The sequence below is a fragment of the Paenibacillus thalictri genome, from assembly GCF_004307995.1.
Taxonomy (GTDB): domain Bacteria; phylum Bacillota; class Bacilli; order Paenibacillales; family NBRC-103111; genus Paenibacillus_AF; species Paenibacillus_AF thalictri.
The window spans coordinates 137,470-163,011 of the sequence record NZ_SIRE01000023.1 but is presented as its reverse complement, the minus strand read 5'-3'; the positions used below and the strand labels follow the sequence as shown (position 1 = coordinate 163,011).

At 51.4% G+C, this 25,542-nt stretch carries 23 protein-coding genes; 9 read left to right on the top strand and 14 right to left on the bottom strand.

The genetic code is table 11. The features are described from left to right. Window positions 1–90: 90 nt before the first annotated feature. From EYB31_RS28750 to EYB31_RS28710, 9 genes are all read right to left on the bottom strand, one after another. The gene (locus EYB31_RS28750; protein WP_131016914.1) at window positions 91–1,005 is read right to left on the bottom strand and encodes an ornithine carbamoyltransferase; all 915 of its coding nucleotides are present in this window, start codon (window positions 1,003–1,005) and stop codon (window positions 91–93) included. An 806-nt stretch (window positions 1,006–1,811) separates the two neighbouring features. Continuing rightward, on the bottom strand, window positions 1,812–2,870 hold the full coding sequence (locus tag EYB31_RS28745) for a Gfo/Idh/MocA family protein (RefSeq protein WP_131016913.1): 1,059 nt from the start codon (window positions 2,868–2,870) through the stop codon (window positions 1,812–1,814). Beyond that, window positions 2,867–3,700 (bottom strand): sugar phosphate isomerase/epimerase family protein, encoded by an 834-nt coding sequence (locus EYB31_RS28740; protein WP_131016912.1) that lies wholly within the window; start codon window positions 3,698–3,700, stop codon window positions 2,867–2,869. Before EYB31_RS28740 ends, EYB31_RS28745 begins: the two co-directional genes overlap by 4 nt. A gap of 31 nt (window positions 3,701–3,731) precedes the next feature. After that, window positions 3,732–5,270, bottom strand: coding sequence for an extracellular solute-binding protein (locus tag EYB31_RS28735; protein WP_131016911.1), 1,539 nt, complete (start codon window positions 5,268–5,270; stop codon window positions 3,732–3,734). A 38-nt stretch (window positions 5,271–5,308) separates the two neighbouring features. Beyond that, window positions 5,309–6,190: a carbohydrate ABC transporter permease gene (locus EYB31_RS28730; RefSeq protein WP_131016910.1), complete on the bottom strand. Its 882-nt coding sequence runs from the start codon at window positions 6,188–6,190 to the stop codon at window positions 5,309–5,311. Window positions 6,191–6,201: 11 nt separating this feature from the next. Continuing rightward, window positions 6,202–7,170, bottom strand: coding sequence for an ABC transporter permease (locus EYB31_RS28725; RefSeq protein ID WP_131016909.1), 969 nt, complete (start codon window positions 7,168–7,170; stop codon window positions 6,202–6,204). A 185-nt stretch (window positions 7,171–7,355) separates the two neighbouring features. Beyond that, a complete protein-coding gene (locus EYB31_RS28720) occupies window positions 7,356–9,707 on the bottom strand; it encodes a helix-turn-helix domain-containing protein (protein WP_131016908.1) in 2,352 nt (783 codons plus the stop codon). Between the two features lie 391 nt (window positions 9,708–10,098). Beyond that, window positions 10,099–10,902 (bottom strand): ABC transporter ATP-binding protein, encoded by an 804-nt coding sequence (locus EYB31_RS28715; RefSeq protein WP_240762953.1) that lies wholly within the window; start codon window positions 10,900–10,902, stop codon window positions 10,099–10,101. 64 nt (window positions 10,903–10,966) lie between these two features. Then, window positions 10,967–12,184: an MFS transporter gene (locus tag EYB31_RS28710; RefSeq protein WP_131016907.1), complete on the bottom strand. Its 1,218-nt coding sequence runs from the start codon at window positions 12,182–12,184 to the stop codon at window positions 10,967–10,969. 117 nt (window positions 12,185–12,301) lie between these two features. On the opposite strand from EYB31_RS28710, the gene EYB31_RS28705 reads away from it, so the two are divergent. Further along, the gene (locus tag EYB31_RS28705) at window positions 12,302–13,108 is read left to right on the top strand and encodes a helix-turn-helix domain-containing protein (RefSeq protein WP_131016906.1); all 807 of its coding nucleotides are present in this window, start codon (window positions 12,302–12,304) and stop codon (window positions 13,106–13,108) included. 79 nt (window positions 13,109–13,187) lie between these two features. On the opposite strand, the gene EYB31_RS28700 is transcribed toward EYB31_RS28705, so the two are convergent. Then, complete coding sequence (locus EYB31_RS28700; RefSeq protein ID WP_131016905.1) at window positions 13,188–14,387, bottom strand: MFS transporter; 1,200 nt, start codon at window positions 14,385–14,387, stop codon at window positions 13,188–13,190. A gap of 133 nt (window positions 14,388–14,520) precedes the next feature. Between EYB31_RS28700 and EYB31_RS28695 the strand changes: the two genes are divergently transcribed. Then, window positions 14,521–15,396 carry a LysR family transcriptional regulator gene (locus tag EYB31_RS28695; RefSeq protein ID WP_131016904.1) on the top strand — a complete coding sequence of 292 codons (876 nt, stop codon included), beginning with the start codon at window positions 14,521–14,523 and terminating at the stop codon, window positions 15,394–15,396. Window positions 15,397–15,511: 115 nt separating this feature from the next. Continuing rightward, window positions 15,512–16,291 (top strand): hypothetical protein, encoded by a 780-nt coding sequence (locus tag EYB31_RS28690; protein ID WP_131016903.1) that lies wholly within the window; start codon window positions 15,512–15,514, stop codon window positions 16,289–16,291. A 104-nt stretch (window positions 16,292–16,395) separates the two neighbouring features. On the opposite strand, the gene EYB31_RS41320 is transcribed toward EYB31_RS28690, so the two are convergent. Continuing rightward, on the bottom strand, window positions 16,396–16,755 hold the full coding sequence (locus EYB31_RS41320) for a c-type cytochrome (RefSeq protein ID WP_131016902.1): 360 nt from the start codon (window positions 16,753–16,755) through the stop codon (window positions 16,396–16,398). A gap of 198 nt (window positions 16,756–16,953) precedes the next feature. Here EYB31_RS41320 and EYB31_RS28680 point away from each other — a divergent pair, with 198 nt between their 5' ends. From EYB31_RS28680 to EYB31_RS28655, 6 genes are all read left to right on the top strand, one after another. Further along, window positions 16,954–17,727 carry a gluconate 2-dehydrogenase subunit 3 family protein gene (locus EYB31_RS28680; protein ID WP_131016901.1) on the top strand — a complete coding sequence of 258 codons (774 nt, stop codon included), beginning with the start codon at window positions 16,954–16,956 and terminating at the stop codon, window positions 17,725–17,727. 46 nt (window positions 17,728–17,773) lie between these two features. Beyond that, window positions 17,774–19,495: a GMC family oxidoreductase gene (locus tag EYB31_RS28675; protein WP_131016900.1), complete on the top strand. Its 1,722-nt coding sequence runs from the start codon at window positions 17,774–17,776 to the stop codon at window positions 19,493–19,495. 10 nt (window positions 19,496–19,505) lie between these two features. Further along, a complete protein-coding gene (tatC, locus tag EYB31_RS28670; protein ID WP_240762951.1) occupies window positions 19,506–20,255 on the top strand; it encodes a twin-arginine translocase subunit TatC in 750 nt (249 codons plus the stop codon). An 88-nt stretch (window positions 20,256–20,343) separates the two neighbouring features. Beyond that, on the top strand, window positions 20,344–20,550 hold the full coding sequence (gene tatA / locus EYB31_RS28665) for a twin-arginine translocase TatA/TatE family subunit (protein ID WP_131016899.1): 207 nt from the start codon (window positions 20,344–20,346) through the stop codon (window positions 20,548–20,550). A 149-nt stretch (window positions 20,551–20,699) separates the two neighbouring features. Beyond that, window positions 20,700–21,056 (top strand): VOC family protein, encoded by a 357-nt coding sequence (locus EYB31_RS28660; RefSeq protein ID WP_165452667.1) that lies wholly within the window; start codon window positions 20,700–20,702, stop codon window positions 21,054–21,056. 35 nt (window positions 21,057–21,091) lie between these two features. After that, window positions 21,092–21,862, top strand: coding sequence for a DUF3891 family protein (locus EYB31_RS28655; RefSeq protein ID WP_131016897.1), 771 nt, complete (start codon window positions 21,092–21,094; stop codon window positions 21,860–21,862). A 73-nt stretch (window positions 21,863–21,935) separates the two neighbouring features. On the opposite strand, the gene EYB31_RS28650 is transcribed toward EYB31_RS28655, so the two are convergent. The 3 genes from EYB31_RS28650 to EYB31_RS28640 all read right to left on the bottom strand — a co-directional run bounded on the left by EYB31_RS28650 (window position 21,936) and on the right by EYB31_RS28640 (window position 25,418). Beyond that, entirely contained in the window at window positions 21,936–23,198 is a 1,263-nt protein-coding gene (locus EYB31_RS28650; RefSeq protein WP_131016896.1) for an ammonium transporter, read from the bottom strand. A 28-nt stretch (window positions 23,199–23,226) separates the two neighbouring features. Beyond that, on the bottom strand, window positions 23,227–23,907 hold the full coding sequence (locus EYB31_RS28645) for a type 1 glutamine amidotransferase (protein WP_131016895.1): 681 nt from the start codon (window positions 23,905–23,907) through the stop codon (window positions 23,227–23,229). A gap of 206 nt (window positions 23,908–24,113) precedes the next feature. Continuing rightward, on the bottom strand, window positions 24,114–25,418 hold the full coding sequence (locus EYB31_RS28640; protein WP_131016894.1) for a helix-turn-helix domain-containing protein: 1,305 nt from the start codon (window positions 25,416–25,418) through the stop codon (window positions 24,114–24,116). Window positions 25,419–25,542: the final 124 nt, after the last annotated feature.

Here is a 25,542-nt window from a genome sequence, read left to right as displayed (position 1 = left end):
GATTAGGTTAGGTCCGCGATTCGTTCCATCCCTTAAAGTGGTTGTCTTAACGGGAGTTCCTTCGAGACAGGGGGCTCATCCAACCTGTATTTAGTTGTTCAGCAAGTATAGCAGCAGCGACTTTTGTGCGTGCATCCTGTTTTCGGCTTGTTGATATATAATCGATCTGTCAGATTCGATGAGTTCTTCTTCAATCTCGTATCCGGGATGAATAGGCATATCATGCATGATATAAGGTGAGTGTCCTTTGAGGTTTTCCCTGTTCAACTGGAAAGGTGACATGATGTTAATTCTTCGATTCTTTTCATCTTGATAATGGCTCTCGTGGAAAAACTCCATATCGACCCAAGTATCGGTATAAACAAAATCAGATCTGGAAACAGCTTCGGACAAACTGGTTACATTTTCCACGCAACCGCTTTGGTATGCAGTCCGCATCAGCTCTTCATCCCATGAAGGCGTGTTAATTATAGGAGTTACTAGCAAAAGCTTGACCCCTAAAGTAATGCAGCCTGCTATCAATGAATTCGCTACATTGTTATGTATACCGACATAAGTGATGGTGACTCCCGAAAATGTTCCCGATATTTCATAAACGGTCATTAAGTCTGCTAATGCTTGACACGGGTGATAGGTATCGCAGCATCCATTGATTACGGGGACTTTCGAGTATTTAGCTAATTCAAGCAGATCCGAATGTTTCTTTAATCTCGCCATGATGACATCGCAGTTCCTTGATGCATATTGAACCTCATACTGAATCGGAGAGATACTGAAATTGCTTGAGTCCCAATCCATCGTAACAGAATATCCCCCCAGTTGATTGATTCCCGACTGAAAAGATAAGTTTGTTCTTGTTGATGTCTTTTGGAATAACATGAGAAGACCTTTTCCTTCACAAGCATGATCATGCTTTCTGGGGTTCTTTTTTATCTCAATCCCCTGAACGATGATGGACTGTAGGGTATCTTGGTCCAATTCCTTTAAAGACAAGAAATGATTCACAGCGTCACCTCGTCTATAATGTATTATTATTCAATGTAGGGAATATTAATACATTCTATTGCAGTGGGGGGCAGGTGTCAACGGTCTGTTTCCCACCTAGAACGGACTTCAGATGGTGTTTGAGGCGCAATAAAAGAGCCGCCTAGTGAAGGCGGCTCCGCTTGGTCATGGAATCAACGAATGGTGTCAACAACATGGTCATTAGCCAACTCTTGCCGTTGGATCGCCCTCAAGTAGACCCTATAAATCTTTGGGCTCAATCAATGGATTATTTGAGATTCGACGCACTAGTAGATCGATCCTGATTTAACGTTACCATTCAGATAGTTGATGGACGGTTACGCCTGATTCGCTTTAACGGAGCTCGCTCGGGGACTTTTAATTCATTGCGCATAGCCCACTGCCCCCTCTAAACGGACATGACCTGATCATTCATTGCGCACATGCCAATATGAGGTCAGCCTCCCCACCTCTCTTACGGACATGAGCGCCGCAATTTAAACAAAATCAGAGGTTTCCCAAGCGTAATGGACACCAGTGTCCTTATTTTGCTTATCAACTGTGATTGCCCTGACTTTTTGAGCGAATAAGCGCGTCTCTGTCCGTTAAAAAAGCAAAAATCGACTTTTTTGCCAAATAAGCGCGCTCCTGTCCGTCAGCATTGGGCCGTGACGGTTCGTAGGTTAATGGTCTTCAGAACTGCCGTTCGGAGGCCATCTCATCTGTCCAGATGAAATCGCAAAGTCAGAGTACTGACGGTAAGCCTTGTCCGTTAGCCATATTAACTGAAATTCCGGATCGTGCTACTAGCTGTTTTGGCGATGGCACTCTTCCATCACGGCAATTTGCTGCCGCACATGCTGAGGCGTGATTTCCAGCGCCTGGCCTTCTTTGATCGTGTTATACAGCATGGAGTAAAATCTTTGCGCCATCGCATGGAACAAGTGCTTGCCGGCTTCGTCCGGAATATCCCAGCTGTCCTCGTACCATGTGAGCTCCTCGCGGCAATAGGCCGGCTCTTCGTTCGAATTGACCAGCGGCGTCGTGATAAGCTTCAGCTCGCCGGCTTCCTCCGATTTGAAATATTTCCAGTCCAGGTGAGTCGTGCTTCCTTTAATCCCGCCGTTTGTCCCTTGGATGTTGTAAGTAAAGCTTGGATACGCGCAGCAGGACGAAATTTCCACGTCAACAACCGGACGCCCTTTGCCATGCAGCAGCAGCTTGACGAAATCCTCCGCATCGCCGGCCGTATTGGCGCGGTCCATAATGCAGGTCACCTGCGGCATCATGTCGGTGCCGAAAAACTGCAGCGCCTGATCGACCGGATGCGGGCCGGTGTTCAGCAGGTTGCCGCCGTTGTTCGCCTTCAGCGTCTGCCAGTCCCATCTGCGGGCAAAATTGTTGTATGCGATGCTGACCTGCACCACCCGGCCGATCGTTCCCGCTTCAATGATCTCGCGGATTTTTTGGAAGGCGGGAGCATAACGAGACTGCTGATAAACAGCAAGCAGCTTGCCGGTGCGTTCAGCCATTTGAATCAGCACATCGACCTCTTCAGCCGTTTTGGCCAGCGGCTTCTCGCACAATACGTTAAATCCGTTCTCCAGCAGCTCCTTCGTTACCGGAAAATGCAAATGGCTCGGCGAAGCGTTGATCACCAGATCGATATCCGTTCTGCCATAAAACTCTCTATGATCGCTGTATACGTCGCAACCCAGCTCCTTCTGCGCCCGGACGCGTCTCTCCTCCAGCTGATCGGCGATCGCAACGATTTCGTAGCGATCCTTCATTTGTCCTAAGGAAAATGCATGAATGTCGCGGCCGCTGCGGCCTTGACCGATAATGGCAACTCGAATTTTACTCATAGGCTGATACCCTCCGTTAGCGTTCTCATGTATTGAACGTATTGCGGGAAGGCGATTTCAGCCGGATCCAATTCTGGATGCCACTTCTTCTCCCATTCCAGCGTGAAGTGACCTTGATATCCTTTGCGCAGGAGAAGCTCTACAATGCTGTTCAGCGGAATATCGCCTTCGCCGTTCAGGCAATAATGGAACTCGCCCGGAGCGTCTCCAGCCCGTGAATCCTTCACGTGCGTGTACTCAATCCACTGGCCCAGCGCGTTCCATGTTTGCTCCGGCTGTTCGCCAATCACCCGGTATGGGTGATGCACGTCCCACAGCACGCCCACAGCGGCAGGATCAACCTGCTCCATAACCGCTCTCACATCGGCGCCTGCCATCCAATCATCATGGGTTTCCAGCAAAATTTTCGCACCATGCTCCTTAGCGATTTTTCCGAGGATACTAGCTTGCTTGACCGCAGTCTGCACCGCCTGCTGACGGTTCGTATCCCCGACTTTACCGCCAAATACGCGGATGTAGCGTGTTCCGAAAGCCTCGCATAGCTTCGAATACTGTGTCACTTCCTCCAAATTTTGCGCGAACTTCTCCTCGGAAATCAGGTGCACCGAGCTGGAGAAGCAGGAAACGTACAGACCGGCGTCGGAAATTTTGCTCTTCGTCTCCGATACGCGGTCGGAAAACTCAGGAAGCTTGTAAATGTTCATTTCCCCGGTCAATCCGCGAAAATCAATGGCGTCAAAGCCATATTGAAGCGAATTGTCGATAATCGTTTGCAGAGGCCAGTCCGGACAGCCTAATGTCGTGAAAGCAAGCTTTACATTTGCGCTCATCACAGCACACTCCTATCATATTTTTTATTTGTTATTTACCGCCGTTTTTCTTCACGTAAGCATCGTTCATTTCTTGAATGATTTTGTTCAAGTTAGCATCCGCCTTCAGCTGCTCAACGAATTTATCCCAGCTTGCAGGAGCCTCCTTGCCCATAATGATCTTCACTTTCATATCGATAATTTTCTTCTGGAATTCCGGCCAAAATTTAATCCACGTTTCGGAGTCGACACCGATCGACGGATCCAACACTGCAACCTTCGTTCTTTCATCCACAATCTTGGTATGCTTGTCGTAATATTCCCGCGGAATGCCCGGCTTGTAAGCCTTCATGTATTTATCGTATTTCAGGAAGATTTGCCCCAGCGCCTGCTGCGACACGTTGTCCTTCACAGCCTGCTCCGTAGGGATTTTAAAGCCGTTTTCTTCTTTGAAATGGACATCCTTAATGCCATAGTTGGCCAGGTCGGAGCCTTCGTCAGATGCGCCGTAATCCATAAACTCCAATATTTTCTTGACCTTCGCTTCGGACACCTTCTTCGGAATCATAAACATCCCGAACGAACCTGCGTCCGCCGTCGTTGTATTATTGAGCGATACTACAGGCTCCAAATAAGCGTCCGGCTTCTGCTTTCTCAGCTCTGCCGTCACTTCCCATGCCTGGTCCAGCGGTACCGAGTTTGCTCCGCCCTTGCCCGCCTTGATCATATCGAGCACTTGCGTCTGTTTCAGAATGCTGAAATCCTCCGGAATGATTTTATCGACGTACAGCTTGTTCAGATACAGCAGCGCTTCTTTCTCGGTCGGCAGGAAAACGATTGGAACGAGCTTGCCGTTCTCCAGCTTCCAGTCTCCCACCGTCTTGTTGAAGGCGACCTCAAACATGCCGTAGTTGCCAAGATCGCTCGTATTGATGTAGTTCAACAGACCGTACGTGTCCGCTTTACCGTTGCCGTCTGGGTCTTTCTGCGCGAACGCCTTTAACACTTCATACAGCTCGTCGGTAGTGGTCGGCATCTTCAGACCCAGCTTATCCAGCCAGTCTCTGCGAATGTTGAGCCCGGCTTGACCGTACACCGGCCGTACGCGCGGAATACCATACACCTTACCGTCACCGAAGGCCAGGTTTTTCCACGTCAGCTCCGGAAACTTGGACAGATTCGGATAGTTTTTGTACATGCTGGTCAAATCCCAGAATGCGCCCTGCATCGCCATGTTTTTTACAAGCGGCGACTTGAGTGGATTGTCCGACAAGATCATATCCGGCAAATCGCCCGATGCTAACGTAACATTCAGCTTGTCGGTATAATTGTTCGGCGACACCCATGTGATTTTCAGCTTCGTATTCGTCCGCTTTTCGATTTCCTTCAATATGACGTTATCTTCTCCAGGCGGCTCCTGTGAGTAAAAGATCGACATGATGCTAATTTCCGTCGGAGCTTCTTTTTTAGCTGCCGTAGTGCCGCCGCCGGGCGAGCTCCCTTTATCTCCGCATGCCGCTGAAGTCAACAGCAGCGCCGCCGCCGCTGTCATCGGAATCGCTTTCATCACTGCTTTTTTGGACAATACCATGTATAAACCCTCCTTATCGAATGGAACCACCGGACTGCCTATTCTTTTACAGAGCCAACCATGACGCCTTTGGCAAAATGCTTTTGCAGGAACGGATACACTAAGACGATCGGTACGGTCGCAATGACGACTGCCGCCATCTTTAACGTTTCCTTCGGCATCTCCCGCTCCGAGGATATTTGCTGAGCCAAATCGCCGCCCGCGCTGGTCGAAGAGTCAATGAGCATATTCTGAAGCAGCACCTGCAGCGGCCATTTTTCGAAATTGTTAATGTACAAGATCGCATGAAAGAACACATTCCAATAGCTTACCGCATAGAACAGGCCGAAGGCAGCCAGCGATGGAAGCGACAGCGGCAAAATAATTTTCACCCAAATCCCCATGTCGTTGCAGCCGTCAATACTAGCCGCTTCCTCCAATCCCGCAGGGATGCTGTCGTAAAAGCTTTTCATCAGAAACACGTACCAGCCGCTGGTTAAAGCCGGAATAATCAACGCCCAGATGCTGTTGATCAGGCCTAAGCTCTTGACGACAAGATACGGAGGAATGATCCCCGGATTAAACAGAATGGATACGAGCACGAGCACAAGCAGCACCTTGCGGCCCTTCAACCTTCTTCTGGAAAGCGAATACGCAAAGCTCGAGGTGACGGCCAGGCTGAGCAGCGTGCCGACAATGGCGAGAAAGGCGCTGTTGCCGCCCGCTCGTATAAAAGCGCCGGTGGACAGCAGGTATTGATAGTTAACCAAAGTCCATTCGGACGGAATCAGAAATGCTCCCGCTTTCCTGATGTATTCGGATGGCGAGGAGAACGAAACGAATACGACATACAGGAAAGGCAGTAAAGTGGCGATACCGGCCAGCAGAAGCAGCGCTGTGATGATTGCATCAAGTGAAGTTCCCTTTAAGTTTCGGGTCATAAGCCGCCTCCTTAATATAAGCCGTTTTCGCCGAATTTTTTAGCCAGATGGTTGGTCCCCATAACCAAAATGAGGCCGACAACCGATTTGAACAAGCCTACCGCGGTCGTAAAGCTGAACTGGCCGTTTTGGACGCCCATCCGGAACACGTAGGTTTCAAATACGTCCGATACGCTGGACACCGCGCTGTTGGTCATCAAATATACTTGTTCGAAACCTACGTCCATAACCTGTCCGAGCCGCAAAATAAGCAGTGTGATGATCACATTTTTAATCGCAGGCAGCGTGATGTGCCACATTTGCTGAAGCCGGTTGGCTCCGTCCATTTTTGCCGCTTCATATAAAGCAGGATCGGCTCCGGCGATGGCCGCGAGGAAAATGACCGTTCCCCAGCCGGCCTCCTTCCAAATCGACTGAATGGTCAGCATAACCCAGAAATAGTTCGGATTGGTGAGGAAATCGATTTTGCCAAATCCCATCTGCACGAGCAAGCTGTTGACAATCCCTCCGGTTTGGGAGAAGAGCAGGAACGTCATTCCCGCAATAATGACCCAGGAGAAGAAGTGCGGCAGGTAGACGATGCTTTGGATTGCCGATTTGAATTTCAAATTGCGCGCTTCATTGAGAAGAAGAGATAGCGCAATCGGTACCGGGAAAAAAAACACCAGATTAAGCAGACTGATCATCATCGTGTTTCTGAATAGCAGGAAGAAATCATTGCCGGTGAAAAAACGTTCAAACTGATCAAATCCAACCCACTTGCTGTGGAAAAAGCCTTGAAACGGGGAGTATTCCTGAAATGCAATCAGAATGCCGCCCATGGGGATGTACTTGAATATCAGGAAATATAAAGCGCCGGGCAAGGCCAGCAAATACAAGTATCTGTCTCTCATCAGCTCCTTCATCGATAGTTGAAACACGCTTTTTTTCACCGCTGCCGGTTTCATTTCTGACATAGATACTTGCTGTACCGATTTCATATTGGATCCCCTCCTTTGTGTCGAATTCCGCCTGTACTAAATCGGGTGCGATGAATGTCCCCACTATACGCCGCGCCATTGTTGCCTTCAATCGTACAATTTCCTGTGAGCGTTGACTGGCATTGTTCTTTTTCACCGGAGCGCCTGCGGATATAGTACAATGGCAAAAAAATAAGGCCGGAAGCCTAATGCATCCCGGACCCGGCCGATTCCCGATATTCTCCAGGCGTCATGCCCTCGGTTTTTTTGAACACTTTATTGAAATATGAAGCCTGATAGCCTACTTTGGCGGCAATATCATTGACCTTCCAATCGGTGCCGCGCAGCAGCTCTTTGGACTTCTCCAGCCGGATTTCCGTTACGTAATCGATAAAGTTTTGGCCGGTCACTTGAACGAAAACAGCGCTAAGCCGCTTCGGCAGCATGCCGATCCGGTCGGATATGATTTCCAAGGAAATATCGTTCATGTATTCCTGCTCAATGATTTCCTTAACATTGCGGATTATTTTCTTCATCTCGATACCCTGCTTTTCGGTGAGCGTCTTAATGAAGGGGCGAATCACTTTACCTATAAACCATTTGTTGATTCCATCCGTTTCTAACAGCCCAAACAGCTGATCGTACAGGTTAATGCCGGGATTGACCGAAGAAGGATTTACTCCCAGCTGCATCATTTCCCGAATGACGCTGCCCAGCAGTTGGGCGATATACTGCTTCATCAGAAAAGCTTTATCGGTGTTCATCTTCAAGGCCTGCAGAAACAGTGTCCACTGCTGGATCGCCTGTTCTTCTGTTCCCATCTGAATCGCTTGGATTAATTCTTTCTCCTGCCGGAACGGGTAATCAAGTATTTCTTTAAACTCGGGGATAAAATCCTCCACGTTTAAAATTTGTCCCTGCTCTCCAATGCTGCGGAAATGCAGGCACTGCTTCACCTCATCGAACGCTTTGGGCAGCTGCCTGATTTGATCGACCTGCTTGCTGATGCCGATGGAAACATGCACACCCATTAATTTGGCGATCATCTTGATGATTTCGCCGGAAAAAGCGTAAATTTCGCTGCGTATTTGCTCCTTGTCCTTATCCCGCTCGAACGATACGAATAAGGAAACGGTTAAGTTGTGCAGGTTAATCACCTTCATATTGCCGTTATCCGCCGCAAGCTCTTCAATGATGTTTGCAGCCGCAAACGTAACCAACTGCTCGTCCCCTTCGACAAACCGTCTCTTCGTCTCGGCAAACGGAGAAAGCTGGATCAGCAGCAGCGCAAACGTCTTATCCTCCGTATCCCAGCCATGCTCGTTCATCTGATCCCGCAGCTCCGCTTCGGAGAAAAAGTACAAATGCCCCTGGATGAGCTGAAGGAGAAATGCCTGCTTCATGCTGCTTCTGTTCTCGTCAAGCAAGGATTGGATCAGCCGGCTTTCGCGGGTAACGTTAAGCCACTTGTTTTCGATATATTGAATTTCGTCGGAGCGGTCTTCCTCCGCCGGTTTGCTGCCGCTGGCATCGCTGAACATTTGCACGAGCCGGTGGATCGGACGGTACATTCTTCTTGACGCGAACCAGGATAAAAAGGCAGCGATCACAAGCCCCATGGCACTGACCCCGAGCATCAGCTTGGACGTAAGGGAAATCGGCGCCATCAGCTGCGATAACGGTGTGGCGATCATATATCGCCAGCCTGTCCGCGAAAACGTCGCGTAAGCAACCGAATACTCCTGCCCCTCCCATTTCACGACGAAGGAATCTGAAGCGCTTTCCATTTTCACCATTTTATCGCGGATCATTTCCTTCAGTGCCTGCTTGTGGGCGGATTCGTCTTTGCTGGAGGCGATCCATTCGCCATTTGCCTTGCTAATAAACGAAATCCCGTTTTCATATGGGTTCAGCTGCGTCATTTGTTTGGCGATCATGCTTTTATTCAAATAAACAAGCAAGGCGCCAAAAGGCCGCGTGCTGATAATAGGCACTTTATGAATAAGCACTAAGGGGAATAACGCTTTCTCCTTCGTGTAATACTGCTCGGTATTCCCCCAAGAAATCATGTCCGGGCCATTCAGCAGCGTATCGTAAGCAGCGCTGTTCGGCTCTTCCTCCAAGGAAATAAGCCCTCGGTCGTTGGATACAAGCAGCTGCTGGTTTTTCAAATACAGGTCGATGCGAGCGATCATCGGACTGGAGCTTTGCAGCACGCCCAGCACCTGATAAACCTCCAGCATCGCCATATATTCATCAACAAAATTGGCATCTCTCAGTTTTTCGTCCAGGCTCGGGTTGAACGTTCCTTTGTCTATGGTCATCTCAAGCTGCGAGAATTGCTCCTCCAGCCTGCTGAATACTTGCTCGAGCTGATACTGATTTTTATGATACACTTCTTTTTCCATCTGCTGCATGCCGATAAAATAGGTGCTGATCGCAATAACCGCTGTCGGCAGGCTCGTTATGATCAATACGAAAATAAGACTCTTACGGTAATAGTTGCCTTTGGGTTTGCTTTTTGACCATGCAGCATTCAGGATGGAGCGGATATCCATAAGCTTGTCTCCCCGTAAAGTGAGTCATTTATAATATACATAATTATATTAGAACTAGGGTTTCCTGCAATTGTATTATTTCATACGCATGTCCTCACGCTTGAAAACCTTAATCGGATAGCGGCTTGCTAATAGTAAAGTTAATTCCGGAGCGATTTATTAGAACGGACTTCAGATGGCGTTTTAGGCGCAATAAAAGAGCCGCCTGATGAAGGCGGCTCCGCTTGTTTTGTCCTTATAAAATCTCTTTAAGGCTCTTGATGATTGTCCTATGCGATCTAGCTTCAATACTTCGGCGAGAGCTGAAGTAACGGATGAATGGCTGCCCGCGCGCCATCCCGCCACCTATGCGCTATCCCGCCGCAGTCCGCAGCTATCCGCCGCTCAGCGATCAACCTTCGTGATCAGCGAGCCGTACAAATGCGCGCTGGCCATGCGTGTCGACAAGCACATCGGCTTCGAAGAAGGCGCTGAGCGTCGCCGAATTCATGATGGCCGCCGTTTCGCCTTGGGCGAACACCTCGCCGCGCCGCAGCAGCAGCGCCCGATTAAACACAGGCAATATTTCCTCGGTGTGGTGCGTTACGTAAATCAGCGTTGGCATGTCCTCTTGCGCAGCGATGTCTTCGATGGCCGACAGCAGCTTTTCCCGCGAGAACAGGTCGAGCCCGTTGCAGGGTTCATCCAAGATAAGTAGGCGGGGCTTGGCCATCAGCGCCCGGGCGATCAGTATTTTTTGCTTTTCCCCTTGCGAGCACGTCCGGTATTCGCGGTCCCACAGATGCCCGCATCCGAGCAGCCCCATCAAATCGCGGGCAAACTCGTAATCTTCGTCGGTTGGCTTTTCGTACAAGCCGATCGTGGCGAATTTGCCGCTGATCACGATATATTGCGTCTTGTCGCTGGCGTACAACTTCTCTTGAAGCGAGGAACTGACCCAACCGATGGATTGCCGCAGCTCGCGCAAATCAATTTCTCCGAACTTGTTTGCGAGCACCGATATTTTACCCTCTGTCGGCCAGAGGTAACCGTTGATCATGTTCAGCAGCGTGGTTTTGCCGGAACCGTTCAGGCCCAACAGCGCCCAATGCTCGCCGCGGCGCACCGTCCAGTTGACGTTGTTGAGCAGCAGCTTTTGCTCGCGTCTCCAACTGACATTTTGCAAATCGATGATGATATCGACATTGTGTTCCAACTAGTTCCTCTCCGTTTCTGTACAAGGAATGGCGCAGTGCCGGCGTAGGTTGCGGCGATCTGCTTTATACGCCCGATTGCCGCATCAGCTTGGCGTCTTTGGGAAGTAAAAATGCAAATAATCCGAGCAGCGGCAGATAGGCGCATATATGAATGACGTAAGCCACGGTGGTCTGGTCGATCAGCCAGCCGAGCAGCACTGAACCGAGCCCTGCCATACCAAAGGAAAGCCCGAAGAACAGTCCGGCGATCGTTCCTACCTTGCCGGGCAGCATCTCTTGAGCATAAACGATGATGACGGAAAAACCGGACATCAGGATGATGCCGATCGCCAAACATAACAGCATCGAACCGACCGGGCCCGCGTAAGGCAGCCAAATCGAAAACGGCGCCGTACCGAGGATCGAAAACCAGATGATTTTTTTGCGTCCGAAACGGTCGGCCAGCGGCCCGCCCAGCAGTGTTCCGAGCATGCCGGCGAATTGCAGCGCAAACAGCGACAGCTGGGCTTTCTCCAGCGGCAGCTGGTAGCGCTCCATGAAATAAAACGCATAATAACCGGTCATGCTGGCTAAATAAACAAATTTGGAAAACAGCAGCACGAGCAGCACGCCGATTACAAAAGCGACGAACCGTTTACTTAGCGTATCATCGCTGCTCGCCGCCCGCCGCTGCGGCCTGGATTCCAGCCGGACCTGCCGGCCATACCATCTGCCGATGTAAGACTGAATGACGATGCCGGCAATGGCCAGCAGCGTAAACCAGAGAAACCCGAGCTGCCCCTGCGGTGTGATGACAAATGCCACCAGCAGCGGCGCCAGCGCCTGGCCGGTATTGCCGCCCACTTGGAAGATCGACTGTGCGAGCCCTCTGCCTTTCCCTGCGGAGAGATGAGCTACACGCGACGATTCCGGGTGCAGCACCGAGGAGCCGACGCCGATCAAGGCTGCGGAGAAGATGAGCATGGCCAGACTTGAGGCAAAAGCCAACCCGGCCATCCCTAGCAGCGTAAAGACCATGCCCAAGGGCAGCAGAATGGGCATCGGCTTGCGGTCGGTATAAGCGCCGATCAAGGGCTGCAGCACGGAAGCCGTTATGTTCAGCGTAAAGGCGACCCAGCCGATTTGGGCGAAGCTCAGTTTCATCGACTGTTGAAAAAGCGGAAATACGGCGGGTACGACCGACTGCATCGCATCGTTCAGCAAGTGAGCGAGGCTGACGCCGACGAGCATGACCGTTGCGGTTTGCTTGACGGTCGTTGCCGCGGTTGCGGTTGAAGACATGCACATCACCTTTTTCTTTTTTGTTCTTCATCATAAAGAACAACAAGGCGCGCTGTCTTCGCGATTATTGCCCTGTAAGAGAGCAATATTTGCTATAATGAATCCAGGTGATTGCATATGATCGTACAAATAACGACTCCACAGCTGGAATTATGGCGGATAGGCGGGGAGTATGTCAACCTTCCGCACGCCCATGAAAATGAGTTTCAAATTACCGTCCCGATCTGCGGGACTTGTTTCTTAACGCAAGAAGAAAAGCAATACGCGCTGGCCGAAGGCGGGGGGCTTGTACAGCACCCCCAAGAAAACCATTTTTTCAACATCGGCGCCGAAGCGGAAGTGCTTATTTTTAAAGTTGGCCAAAAAAGCTTAAAGGAGCTGGCCAAACATGAGCAGCTCGAATTTTCCCCGCGCCAGCAGTTCGATCCCGCCTCGGTGAATGCGATGTTTCGCCGTTGGATGGGCGAGCTGCTTGCATGTGACCAAGCGGACCGGCTGGCGCAAGAAGAGACGGAGACGCAAGTGCTGTATTACTTGTTCAGTTCGTTGTCGGGGAGCCATAAGCATAAGACGGGTGCGGCATCTCCTTTGACCGTGTCCTGCTCCGACCCGTTCATCCGGCAAACGCTTGAATATATTCATGCGCATTATACGGACGATATTCATATCGATGAGTTGGCCTCGATCGCCTTACAGAGCCGATTTCATTTTATCCGCTCGTTTAAGTCGGCAACCAGGGTTACTCCTTATCAATATGTATTGCGTTTGCGGATGGAAGAGGCCAGGAGACTGCTCCGACAAACGAACTCGTCTATCACGGACGTCAGCTGCAACCTGGGATTCTCCAGTCCCAGCCAATTTTACCGGGCGTTCGTCAAAGCGGTCGGCTCGACCCCGGAGCAATACCGCAGCATGCATCATTGACCGGACGGCTCGAAGAAGGCGAGAGCTGGCTGGCGTGGTCGGTCTGGGAGGCTATAAAGCGGCGAGCATCGTTTTGCGCTTAACTATTAGCCTGCGCCGGCTGCGGCCGGGCGATTTGCAGCAGCAGCGCCGCCACCAGCAGCACCAGTCCGCCAATCATCAAGATGACGCCGGACCAGCCAAGCGAGGCCAGAAACAGTCCTCCCAGCCAACCGACCAGGCTGGATCCGGTATAATAGAAGAGCAGATATAAGGAAGAAGCGTAGGCTTTGCCGCCCGGCGGGCTGATGGCGCCGATCCAGCCGCTGGCTATCGTATGCCCGGCGAAAAAACCGAGAGCAAATACGGTAATGCCCACTACCAGCAGCAATAAGTTGCCGAGCAGCGTAATGATCGCGCCGCCAAGCAGCATGATAATCGCCCAGATCATCAGCGTTACGCGCGAATATCGCTCGGTCCATTTCCCGAACATAAACGAACTCCACGATCCCACCAGTTGGAAGATGAACAACAGTCCGATCCAAGTTTGGCTCAGCTCGTAAGGCGGCTTGGACAGCGGGTAGCTGATATAGTTGAACATCGTCACATAGACGCCCAGAAGCAAGAAGCCGCAGCCGTACAGGCCCAGCAGCCGCTTATTCGTAAAGCCGATTCTAAAGCCCGACAGCCACCGCTGAAAGGAAATTTCCGACCTCCGGAAATTTCTCGACTCCGGCAAATAATACCAGAAGATGCTGCTGCACACCAAGCTTACCAGCCCGAGAACAAGAAACGCCACCTGCCAAGAGAACAGATCGGTGAATGCACTGATAATGACGCGGCCTGCAAACCCGCCGATGGCGGTACCTCCGACATAGACACCCATCACCCTGCCGATGCTGCGCGGCGAAATTTCTTCGCTCAAGTAGGTCATCGCAATGGCCGGAAAACCCGCCAAACTAATCCCTTCAAGCAGCCTGACGGCAAGCAGAATATGAAAATTCCAGCTGAATGAAGATATAATCGCCAGCACGGATGTGATAAACAGCGACAAAGCCATCATCTTTTTACGGCCCCAAGCGTTGGAGAGCATGGATACGAACAGCATGCTGACCGCGAGCGTCACCGTAGCAAACGAAATAATCAGACTTGCCGTGGACGGCGGGATTTGAAATTGCTGCGCAAAGGTAGCGATCAGCGTTTGCGGACTGTATAAGATGGCGAACGTTACCAGACTGCCGAGAAGCATACTCATGAGAATACGCCGGTATGCTGGACTTCCCGTTTCGGTAAATTGCATAAATAATGCCCCCTGTATGTTGGTGCCAAGTCGCTTCCAAATAAGTCTACTCCTTGCATATTGATAACGTCCAATTTATTATATGCATATAAATAATACCCGTTATGCATAAGTGAATAGGAGAAAACAGAAGATGGATTGGCAGCAGCTGGAATACTTTCGCGTCCTTGCGAAAATGGAGCATATGACCAAAGCAGCTAAATATTTGGCCATCTCCCAGCCTGCTTTAAGCCGCTCGATTCATAGGCTGGAGGCTGAGCTGGGCATCAGCTTATTCGACCGGGTAGGCCGGGCGATCCGTGTGAACGAAAGCGGCCGCTTGTTTCTGCACCGCGTGGAAAGGGCGCAGCAGGAAATCGACACCGGTATCGGAGAGCTCAGACAATTGAACAGCCCGCTGACCGGAACGGTATCGCTGGCGTTTTTGCTGACGTTTGGCATGAACATTTTGCCCGATATTATCGGCCAGTTTAATAAGATGTACCCGAATGTGGAATTTGTGCTGCATCAGAATACGACCATGCCGATCCTGGAACGCTTGTTGGAGCGTCAGTCCGACTTGTGTCTGGTCGGTCCGGTTAACGGTCATAAGGGAATTACGTGGCGCAAATTAATGGAAGAAGAACTGTTTATTTATGTCGCGGCGGAGCATCGGCTGGCGGGCAGATCGGAGCTGCGTCTGGAGGAACTGGCTGACGAACCGTTTATCGGTTTCAAGAAAGGATATGTCATGCGTGGGCTGAGCGATGAATATTGCCGGCAGGCGGGGTTCGTGCCCCGTATTCGATTTGAAGGGGACGACGTAGGCACGTTGGCCGGTCTAGTTTCTTCCGGTTTGGGTGCCGCCATGATTCCGGCCTTCTCCGGAGTCGATGCCTCTAAAATTAAGCAAATTCGTATTTCCGAACCGTTGTGCAAAAGGGAGATTGGACTTGCATGGCTGGAGGGCAGAACATTCCCCCCTTCGGTGGAGCTGTTTCATCGTTTTATTATGAACTGGTTTGCTTGACATCGAGTTGAGAAAGATTATCATTTATTGTAACGGCACGGCGGACCGTTCATGCGGTCTGCTTGCTTAACCGATATAAAGGGTGAGTTACATGAATTCCGGTATGTTGACATATATGGATGGGAAGTTTGGAGTGACGCAAGCTGTGCGGAGCGACCGTCTGCACACTATGGAAGGAAGTTTGCTGGCAACTGATGAAGGCATGCGGGAACTGCTTGACGTTTATGCGCCGCTGATGAAAGCGCTCGACCTAGGGGCCGCGGGAGCTTATGCAACAGGCCGCTTGTCTTCTTTGTGCGCAGCAGTGCAGTATATGGTCGCCCACGATGTGCTGATCGATCTGTCTCCGGAACGATGGCGGCTGGAGCTGAGCTGGCATGAAGAAGGATACTGCCAGTTCCGTTATGTGTTGAAAGAAATGCGGCTGCTCGAAGGACCGGATCCGGGGAAGCGGGAGGAGTGGCGTGAGCGGGTTCTGTCCGGCTTCTACCGGGAACAGGTTGGGCCATTCGTGGAGGCGGTTCATCGCGTGAGCGGTATGGATACCGGACATCTGTGGAGACTGTTTCCGAGCAGGCTCCGATATGCCGTCGACAGCTTCTGTTCCTCTGCCGAATCGAGCTTGCTGCGTGAAAAGTACGAAGACGACTGGAGTTTCCTGACGACAAAGCTGGAGCCGGAAGTGTTCGGACGGAAGCGCAATCCGTTCGACATGGAACTGCGGACCGTGATATACCCCGGCAAGCCGGGCGAGCCCGATAAAACATTATGGATGAAAACGGCCTGCTGCTGTTATTATCGTACGGAAGGCGGAAAGTTCTGTTACACGTGCCCCCGGATGTCCGATCGGGAACGCGAAGAGCGCATGGAGGCGCTTCGTGCCGAAATGGTGTAATGCAGCGGTCAACATAGAACATATAATTAAGAAATCTGTTGGTAAAGTAAGACCCCCTCTGAGCAGAGCCGGTACGGCGAGCTGCGGAGGGGGTCTTTTGCTGCTTATTTCTTGGCAGCCAGCCAGTCGGCGAGTGCGCCGATTTCGCTGTCCGAGAGTCGTCCCTTGAAGCTTGGCATAGCGCCTTTCCCGCTATTAACCAGCGTGGAGATTTGATCTTTGGAATATTTGCCGCCGATTTTTTGCAAGTTCGGTCCGACGCCGCCCTCCAAGTTGCTGCCATGACAGCTGATGCAGTTTTGCTTAAATACGGCCTGAGCGTCCACCGACGAGGAAGTACCGCCTGCCGCCGTTCCCGATCCTTGATTGGCGGGCGCCGGCGTAGGAGCCGGAGCGGTGCTTTTTCCGCATGCCGATAAGGAAACTGCGAGCAGCAGAGTGAGGCCAATAAACGATTTTTTCATAGCGATGCTTCTCCTTCAAGATAATATTTGCTTTTTCTAAAATACCCCGGCGCGCAATGGCTTATACCTTATGAAGGGCAATCCGTATACCTTTAAATTTTTTGCATAATATGTCCAGCTTTAGCTCAAAATAGGCGCAAGTTCCTATATTTAGATATCTGCTTGGCACATTTTAAGTCATCTAGGAGGTAAGCGGTAATGGCAGAGAGGCAAAATCAGCAGCCGCCCAGCGGATCACGGCGCAGTTTCCTTAAATATACGGGAACGGCCATTGGCGGAGTTGTAGTTGGCGGTGTGATCGGCGGAGCAATCGCGGGCGGATTCCGCAAGAAGACGGAAACGCCGGCCCCGGAAACACCGGCAGCTCCCGCGCCGGCTTCGGTAGATTTTAATCAGGCGCCGATGTTTATGACCCAGCAGCAGCTGCAAATCGCGGAAGCGGCGACAGAACGGATTTTTCCCAAGGATGAGCTGGGGCCGGGGGCGGCCGAGCTGGGCGTCGCCTTCTACATCGACCACCAACTGGCTAGCCCGTGGGGGGTTAACGCGCATGAATATCGAATGGGGCCTTTTGTGAAAGGGGAAGCGACGCAAGGTGACTACCAGAGCATCGCGCGGCATGAGCTGATTACGATGGGTTTTCAGGCTCTGGAAGAAGAAAGCAAGAAGAAATACCAGAACAAATCGTTTATCGAATTGGCCGATGCGGAGAAAGACGCCATTCTCACCTCCATGGAAAAAGGCGAAATCATGGTGGTGAACGGGATCACGGGAAAAACGTTTTTTAACCTGCTGCGCCAGTTGACGCTGGAAGGGGTATATTCCGATCCGCTGTACGGCGGCAACAAAAATATGCAGGGCTGGAAAATGCGCAAATACCCGGGCAACCAGATGAGCTATTCGAACATCATGGAGAAAGACGAGTTTGTCGCCATGGAGCCGCGCAGTTTGCACGATCATTTCGCACATTGATGCCAGCTTGCAACTTAAGAATATTCAAGGAAAAGAGGATCCCTTCATGGCTACCAAATTGCCAAAAGTCCCGGTTGTCATCGTCGGCGTAGGCTGGCTTGGCGGCATCATCGCCGCGGAATTAACGAAGCAGGGCGTCAAGGTTGTCGGTTTGGAACGCGGGAAACCCCGCGGCACGCAGGATTATTCGATGGTTCACGACGAGCTGCGTTACGCCTCGCGTTTCTCGTTGATGCAGGATTTATCGAAGGAAACGGTCACCTTCCGCAATACGGACAAGATGACCGCCGTTCCGATGCGCGAGTACGGTTCCTTCCTGCTGGGCGAAGGTTTGGGCGGAGCCAGTATTCACTGGAATGGGCAAACGTACCGGTTTTTGCCGTATGATTTTCAAATTTATAGCAAAACGGTCGAACGATACGGCAAAAGCAAAATTCCCGACGGCATGATGATTCAAGATTGGGGCATTACCTACGACGAGCTTGAGCCGTACTTCGACAAATTCGAGAAGATGTGCGGCATCTCCGGCGATCAAGAGCAGAACCCGATGGTCGGCAAACGCTCGAGCCCATTCCCGACCAAACCGATGATCAAGACGCCGGCGCTTAAGCTGTTTGAGGAAGCGACCAAAAGTCTGGGTTACCACCCGTACATGATGCCGTCGGCGAACCTGTCAGAGCAGTATACGAACCCGGACGGGATTACTCGTGCGCCATGCCAATATTGCGGGTATTGCGAACGGTTCGGCTGCGAATACGGAGCGAAAGCGGACGCCACGGTGACCGTGCTGCCGGTAGCGCAGAAATCCGGCAACTTTGAGCTTCGCACCTATTCCAACGTGACGCAAATTTTAAATGACGGGAAAAAAGCGAGCGGCGTCGTGTACATCAATACGGTGACCGGCGAGGAGTTCGAGCAGCCGGCTGACATCGTGGTGATGGCCAGCTACTTGTTCAGCAATGTCCGGCTGCTGCTGGCTTCCAAGCTGGGCAAGCCGTACGATCCGGCTACGGGCACGGGGGTTATCGGCAAAAATTACTGTTACCAGACCAATGGCGGTTCGGCAACCGGCTTCTATGACGATAAGGAATTTAACCTGTTTGCCGGAGCGGGGTCGCTGGGCATGGAAATCCCCGATTTCAACGGGGACAACTTCGACCACACCAACCTGAGTTTCCTGCACGGCGCGGGCATCCGCATCTCGCAGACGGGGCAGCGGCCGATTCAGAATAATTCGGTACCGAAGGGGACGCCGTCTTGGGGCAAGGATTTTAAACAGAAGTCGATCAAATACGCAAACAGCATGCTTTCCGTTTCGTGTCAGGGCAGCAGCTTGCCGTGGAAACATCATTATCTCGATTTGGACCCGACGTACAAAGATGCTTACGGGCAGCCGCTGATCCGCTTGACATTCGACTTCGAAGAGCAGGACCGGCAAATGATTAAATTCGTGGCCGGCAAAGCGGCGGATATTATGAAAGCGATGAAGCCGACAACGGTGGGCTCCAACGACCAGTTGGGCCCGTATAATATCGTCCCTTACCAATCGACACACAATACCGGCGGCGTCATTATGGGGGCCGATCCGTCCACTTCCGCAGTCAATTCCTTTATGCAAATGTGGGATGCGGAAAATGTGTTTGTTGTTGGGGCCTCGGCGTTTGCACACAACAGCGGCTACAATCCGACGGCGACCGTCGGCGCGTTGGCCTACCGGACGGCAGAAGGCATTTCCAAATATATCAAACAGGGCGGCATGCTGGTGTAAACCCTAAAGCTTGCCCTTCAATGAACGGAGAGAGTATGTGGAGCAGGAAGAGTGGATTGGACATTTATCGGAAGTAAGAAAACGTCTTGTCATAGTGGCGGGGTGGTTTCTGGGGATGCTTTGCATCGGGTTGTATGTATCCCCGGCCATTCTCCGTTTCATTAAATCGCAGCCTAATGCGCATGACATCCAATGGAACGTGTTTGCATTTACGGACGGGCTGCTGATCTACATGAAATGTGCGCTGCTGTTCTCGCTGCTGTTCACCGTTCCCGTGCTGCTGTACCAGGTATGGGTGTTCGTGCGTCCCGGATTGACCGAACACGAGGCGAAAAGCACGTTGCCGTATATTCCGGCAGCTTTCCTGCTGTTTTTAAGCGGCGTAGCTTTCAGCTATTGGGTCGTATTTCCGATGATGCTGCGGTTTATGAAGCAAATGAACAAGACGGTCGGGGCGGTGGAAACATACGGTATCGACAGATATTTCTCGTTTCTGTTCGAGCTGGTATTCCCGATGGCCATTGCTTTCGAATTGCCGGTGATTGTGTTGTTCCTGACGAAAATCGGGATCGTGACGCCGTCCAGCTTAAAAATGGCGCGAAAATACGCATACCTTACCTTGGCCATTATCGGTTCGTGCATCTCGCCGCCCGATATGGTTTCACATCTCTCCGTGACCGTTCCATTGATTCTGTTGTTTGAAATCAGCGTGTTTATTTCCGGCAGACAGTGGCGGGCCATGCAGGAGAGGTCGGCTTAAGTCCCGCCGGAGGTTGGAGGCGATGAAGGCAACGCGATAGACGTATCCGCTAGAAGTACAAATAAAGTTGCAGAGAGGAGGAAATTGGATGTTTAACAATATTGGAGTATCCGGGCTGCTGCTCATCTTGGCTATTGCTTTGATTTTGTTCGGGCCCTCGAAGCTGCCGCAATTGGGCCGGGCGTTTGGCGATACGCTCCGCGAATTCCGCAATTCCACACGTGGTATTGTGGACGAAGCTGAAGTGACGCCGGCGGAACGCACGGCGGTTGAGGAACCGAAGAAGCTGCTGTGATGCAGCGAAAGAGATAAGAAACAAAGCCAATCGGGACGCTTCCAGCGCAGGTTGGCTTTTTATTTTTTTCAAAAAGTGGAATTTATGATGGATATATAATAAACATAAATATATAATAAGTATAAATATGCCAAAGGATGGTGAACGTTATGAACATCAAGGAATCGGGACTTATTGTTTTTATGGAGAGGTTTGAAGAGGGGTTGGCATTCTACACTTCCAAGCTGGGTTTGCCCTTAAGACAACGCAAGGCCGATTTGGCTATTCTTGATTTCGGCGGCAGCTACCTGATGCTGGAAGACCGCGGAGTGGCTTCGGACCGTGAAAAGACCAAAGCTCAAAACCCCGTCATTATTCGGCTTGATGTCGATCCCTTTGAGCAAGCCGTTGAGGAGATCCGGGACCGCGGCGTTGATGTTACGGTCCGCGTGTTTGATTGGGGGACGATTGGTGTGATCGTCGATCCGGAAGGGAACCGCATTGAGTTAAAAAAAGCTTTGGCGTAATAGGCCATTCGGTAGAAGGAAAGGAGCGGGAGTGGATGATTGTTCGCGAGACGGCAAGCGAGTTCATTATGGTTGCACAGCATGATCATGCTCATTTATCGGGCGATATTGCGCAGCATATCGAGAGGCGTTTTTATGGAGGCGATACGTACGTCGAAAGTGTGCTAAGGGCTGTATATGAGCACGATCGGGGCTGGATTCGGCTGGATGAGACACCGGTGTGGAATGATCGGGATATGGCGCCGTTTTCGTTTACCGATTATCCGCTCCCGCCTAAATTGATCTTGTACCGCTATGGCATCGACGAAACCGAACGGCTCGATGAGTACGCAGGGCTTCTATGCAGCCTGCATTACAGCTCATTTCAGCATATTCGCCATTCCACACATCCGTTTTGCGTCGACTTTATGGCATACGAGACACAACGGCAAGAGCGGATCCGAAACCGCATCAGAGTGGATGAGGAGTTGGTGCGCAAGCACTTTCAGATTTTGCAATTATGTGACGAACTCTCTTTATATGTTTGCTTGAATGAACCCGGGGTGCCCAAAGAAGCGGAGTACCCTAAGTATAAGGACGGTTTTCAGTACCCTGAACTCGGCCAAACGGAAGATGAAGGAAGGTGGAGGGCCGAATGGGCCGATGCCGGCCGGATTCAAGTCACGCCGTCACTGTTTGAGCCATCATTTACTGCGGAGCTGATATTAAAAAAGGTCCCGAAAGAGCGGGTCAGCCAGTGGGGGATCGCGGAAGCTTACAAATACACGAATTGGACGCGGCAAGAAATCTCATTCGGCAAGCAGTAGGAACCGGCTCTTCCGCCGTTTTTCTTCGATGGATGCAAAAAGATCGCCGCATGGTTGTGCGGCGATCGCTTTTTTAATGTTGAACTGCTTTCATTTGCTCCGGGTAACCATAAGAGCCGTGTTCGCTGAGATCGAGGCCGATCAATTCTTCCTCTTCCGTCACGCGAATGCCCATTGTCTTTTTCATCACAAACAAGATCAGGTAGGATACCGCGAAAGCAAATGCGCCGCAAGCGACGACACCCAGCGCTTGAACGCCCAGTTGCTCGAATCCTCCGCCATAGAACAAGCCGGCTTTACCCACGCCGACCTTCTCGGCCAGCTCCGGAGTGGCGAACAATCCATTGGAGAGCGTTCCCCATACACCCGCGGTGCCATGTGCGGACAAGGCGTAGATCGGATCGTCCACACGCAGTTTCTCGAATGTTCTCATGCTGATGACAACAACGATGCCTGCCACAAGCCCGATCACGATGGCCGCCCAAGATTCAACGAAGGCGCAAGAAGCGGTAATGGCGACAAGCCCGGCCAGCGCGCCGTTGAGCATTACCGACAAGTCGGCTTTGCCGGTAAACATCCAAGCGATCAGCAATGCCGCAACGGCGCCGGCTGCTGCGCCGAGTTGGGTATTGACGGCGACAAATCCGAAGAAGCTGCCGTCGCCGACCGTAATCGTGCTGCCTGCGTTGAAACCGAACCAGCCGACCCAAAGAATCATCACGCCAAGTGTAGTGAATACTTGGTTATGGCCCGGAATCTCATTTGGAGTTCCGTTTTTGTTATATTTGCCAGTCCGCGGCTTTAAGAGCAGTGTGGCGGCAAAAGCGGCCATCGCGCCGGTCAGATGCACCACCGTAGATCCGGCGAAGTCTTGTTTGCCATGCTCGGCCAGCCAGCCCCCGCCCCAAATCCAATGTGCGATCACCGGATAAACGACAACCGAGAACAGCACTGCGAAAATCAGATATGCCGACAGCTTCGCTCTCTCAGCAAAGCCGCCCCAGGCTACCGACATCGAGATAGCGGCAAATGCCAATTGGAACAAAAACATCACCGTTGGTGCAACATTGCTGCCTTCCGGCACGGTTTTTAGATCAAATCCGAAATAGTCGCCCCAGCCGATCAACGATCCGCCTTTACTGCCGAAAATCAGTGCATAACCGACAGCCCAAAATACAAGTGACACGATGCCTACCGTAAATATCGTTTTACCGGCAACGTGGCCGGCGTTTTTCATGCGTGTCGATCCGGCCTCCAGCATAATGAATCCGCATTGCATAAATAAAACGAGTATAGCGCCTAGTATCGTCCAAATCCCATTTACACCTATTTCCATAATGATGGCCTCACTTCCGTTAGTTTTTTTATATAAAACGATCCAAGATTCCGCTCAGCATCCGGTGTGATTCCTCGCTCCGGGACGCTTGTGCCAAAATTTGTCCCGCCTTTTGAATATAGGGGGCGTCAACCAGTTCCGCCGTCCACTTCTCCAGCATTGTTTCCATACAAGCGGGTGTCGTTTCCAAATGAAACTGCAGCCCCAGCGCGTGCTTGCCGTAAGCGAAAGCCTGGGTTTGACAGGCAGCGGAATAAGCCAACGGAAGCGCGTCTGGCGGAAGATCGAAGCAATCTCCGTGCCATTGAAACGAGTGGAACTGCACCGGTATGCCGTCAAACAAGGGATGTTCGGCTTCCGTTCGATGCACGGGATGCCAGCCGATCTCTTTCTGCGTATTCCGGTACACTTTGCCGCCCAGCGCTTCAGCCATCAGTTGAGCGCCCAAGCAGATGCCAAGCACTTTTTTGCCCGCCTCCACCGCTGCTTTGATAAACTGCTTCTCTTCACGCAGCCAAGGATGTCCAGCCTCGTCATATGCGCTCATCGGTCCGCCTAACACAATCAGCATATCCAGCGTATCGAGTTCGGGAAGAGGGTCATCTTCAGCGGGGTGCAGCATCGTTTCAATGTAGTGATTCTTCCTAATCCATGATATAATAGCTGACGTATCATCGAAACGGAAGTGCCTCAGAAGCAATACTCGCAATAAAACCCCCCTTTTCTGCAACAAAATGCCATTTTAAAGCCTTGTGGAATGCTGAATTACTGCAAAAAGTACTATTGGTTGATTTTCGGCTATGTCCGTATTTTAAGGCAAGCTCTCGTATATGTCAATATATCTAACATAAATATCTATCATAAACAGATTCCAACCGGGTACATGCCAATTTACCCAAAAAAAGAACAGGAATGTTAACATTCCTGCTCAAATACGATCCGGTATTTTTTTCTGGGCCTGCCGCGCGGATGCGGCATTTCTTCCCCGATGACTTCAGCGTATCCCGACGCCTCCAACTGAATAAGAATTCGCCGCGCGCTGCGGGGTTGAATTTGCATAAATTGAGCCAACTCGTATGCATTGATCTCATCGCTTTGGCGTTTGGTTAAAATGGACTCCAGCTTGCCGAGGGTAGAGACGCTGAGCAAGGAGCGTTCGCTCATTCGCTGCAGTTTGACTGAAGCGTAAGAAAACGACAGCTGCTCGGGTTTGCCGAGCGGTCCGGATATGGTCTTGTCTTCAAAAAAGACAATCCATGATCCCTTCCCATACTCCCGCGTATGAAGCAGCGCTTTGCCCGCGAGCATTTCCGCTTCGTAGGCATTCAGCCCGATGCCGATGCCGCAGGTCATCGATGCGTCTCCGGGCGCGTGCAGTGCCTCGATGTCGGGAATCGCCGTAAAGTTATGGGTCCAGTCCCGCAAAATGCCGCGTGTCGTAAAGATTACGTACCTTCCCGGACCGACCGCCTTCAGCGAGCCATGCACCAGCTTGGCGTAGGACAGCCATTTCCGGGTGGCCGCGATTTCTATGTCAAACAACTCGTCCGATGAGTACATTTCTTTGGTCAGTCCGGCGTATAGATCCGTTTCAATCATTTGTACGGCGATTTGCGCATCTTGCATGCGGAGCGTTTCATGAGCGCGAAGCGCGGCGTTTAACGCGGACTCGATGACGGATTCCGTGGGGACGACGCGAAAAACGGGGATGCCGAGGCGTTCCAGCTTTTGCTGCACGATCCAGACGCAGGTGACTGCCGCCTTCGTGACCCCCGTTTTCCATAACGACCGATGATGCTCGATCAGATCGTCATAGGAACCATTGTACGGCATGGTGTGGATGGACCGGTTGGTCATGCCGAGCTCGGCGAACAATCGGGACAGCTCCGAGTGGGAGAACATATCGAAGCTCAGCTGCCCGACATCGGTTTGATCGCGGAGAAAAATTTGGCATAACGTCCGGTACAGGCTTGTGCCCCCGTAGGGAATATAAAACATCGGCGCGGCGGCTTGGCCCCGCCGTTTCGCTTCTTCATAAGGCAATGGGCCGGAAAACAGCCACATGTCGACTTCTTTGGCATGCTCGTCCAACAATTCCGGGATTTGCGCAAAGTCGGTATGGATCAGAGGGATGCAACGAACTTCGGGGAATGCCGCCGCAGTCCGCAGTACCAGCTCCATCGTGTCTTCCACCCCGACATATCCAATAGTGACCGTCATGGGCTTATCGCCTCCTATCGCCGTATCGGTATGTTTTAGTATAGCAGACAATCGCCTTGATGGCAGTTTATATTCCATGTATAATACATTCGATAATGATAATTATTATCATTGAGATGCAGAT